The organism is Mycobacterium sp. (assembly GCF_050701675.1).
Classification (GTDB): Bacteria; Actinomycetota; Actinomycetes; order Mycobacteriales; family Mycobacteriaceae; genus Mycobacterium.
Genome location: NZ_JBOGDD010000149.1, coordinates 1 through 1,715, shown reverse-complemented (window position 1 = coordinate 1,715; position 1,715 = coordinate 1). Strand labels below are relative to the sequence as shown.

The 1,715-nt window shown below is 61.0% G+C and carries 2 protein-coding genes; both read left to right on the top strand.

Going from position 1 to position 1,715, the window contains the following annotated elements; all coding sequences use genetic code 11:
* Window positions 1-920, top strand: a 920-nt coding sequence (locus ACRDUX_RS04335) for an ABC transporter permease (RefSeq protein WP_526411369.1), incomplete at its 5' end; no start/stop codon positions are given.
* A gap of 302 nt (window positions 921-1,222) precedes the next feature.
* Window positions 1,223-1,715, top strand: a 493-nt coding sequence (locus tag ACRDUX_RS04330) for an ABC transporter permease (RefSeq protein ID WP_526411367.1), incomplete at its 3' end; no start/stop codon positions are given.

Genomic DNA, 1,715 nt, shown 5'->3' with positions numbered 1-1,715 from the left:
GTTTCGTACTGCAGAGGTCCCTCCACGGGCTGCTCAGTCTGGTCGGGATCGTGTTGCTGGTGTTCGTGCTCTCGCGCCTCACCGGCAGTCCGGCACGGTTGTATCTTCCCGAAGACGCCACCGAGGCCATGGTTCAACAATTCGACGCGGCGAACGGATTCGACCAACCGCTCTACGTACAACTGTGGACCTTCATCAAGGGCATCACCCACTTGGACTTTGGAAAGTCACTGCTCTACAAAGACTCTGCGCTCAGCATCGTCATGACTCGCTACCCCGCGACGCTCAAACTGGCCGCGGTGGCAACGGTCATCTTCACAGTGGTCGGTGTCCTCGTCGGATGCATCGGCGCGGCACGTAAGGGAACCAAGACCGACGACGCGACCCGGCTGACGTCCTTGGTTGCGCTGAGCGTTCCGGACTTTTGGGTCGGCATCACCGGAATCGCCGTGTTCGCGGTGTTCCTGGACGTTCTACCGACTTCTGGCGCGGGGGGTGTGCAGTACTGGATCTTGCCACTCATCGCATTGTCACTGAGACCCATCGGGGTGCTGACGCAGGTCGCTCGTAGCACGATGATTGAGCAACTCGACTCCGAATACGTACGGGTTGCACGTGGTAAGGGTGTGGCTGAGGCATCTGTGGTCTTGAAGCACGCGCTGCGGAACGCGGCGTTGCCAATCGTTACCGTCGCAGGCGTGTTACTCGCACAATTGGTCAACGGTGCGCTAGTCGTCGAGACCGTCTTCGGATGGCCGGGAGTCGGCAATCTGATGGTGACTGCCATCCGAGGCCGAGACTTCGCAGTGATTCAGGCGGTCGTCCTGGTGACCGGAGCAGCGATCATTCTGCTGAACTTCCTGATTGACCTCGCCTACTCCTGGCTCAACCCGCAGATCCGACTCGGAGCAATGACCTGACATGACATTCATGAGAGACAGAAAACGCCGCCCCAGGCCGCCCTCCCGGGAGTCTCACGACACCGAGCCACTGCAGCAGGACCCGGGGGCCGCTGAGGCAGAGGCGCTTCGGCGACATGACGGCTTCTTCGTCAGATTCCGTTTCGTGCTCAAGTCGGACCGGCTAGGTAAAATCGCCATCGCATACCTAGCAATTCTTCTGCTAGCGGCCATCATTGGCCCCGCCGTGGTGGGTCGAGCGGCGACGGAAGCGCATCTAGAGTGGCGGTTCAGCGCGCCGCTGAATATGGAAAAACGGCTACATGTACATCCTGGGCAGCGACGCCCTCGGACGTAGTTTTCTCGCCCGCCTGATCGTGGCCGCCCGAACGACACTCGTCATCGCCCTGTCAGCCGTGCTGGCGGCTGCACTGATCGGCACACTAATTGGGACAGTCGTTGGCTACCTCGGTGGCAAGCTCGACTCCTTCGCGATGCGCAGCGCGGACGTGATGATGGCGTTCCCGTCGTTGCTCCTGGCATTGATCGTCCTCTACACGCTGGGTCCCAGTCTGCCGGCGCTAATCTTCGTGTTGGCGGCCACTCGCCTTCCGCTCTACGCACGAGTGGCGCGTGCCGAGACGCTCGCGGTGCGGGAGCGACTATTCATCGAGGCCGCACGCGCCTTGGGTGCAAGTTCGTTCAGGATCGTCTTCCGCCAGATTCTTCCGGTGATCGCGGCATCGCTGATCACGCTGGCGACGCTCGAGTTCGCGCTGGTCATTCTCTCCGAATCGGCGTTGAGTTTCCTGGGTC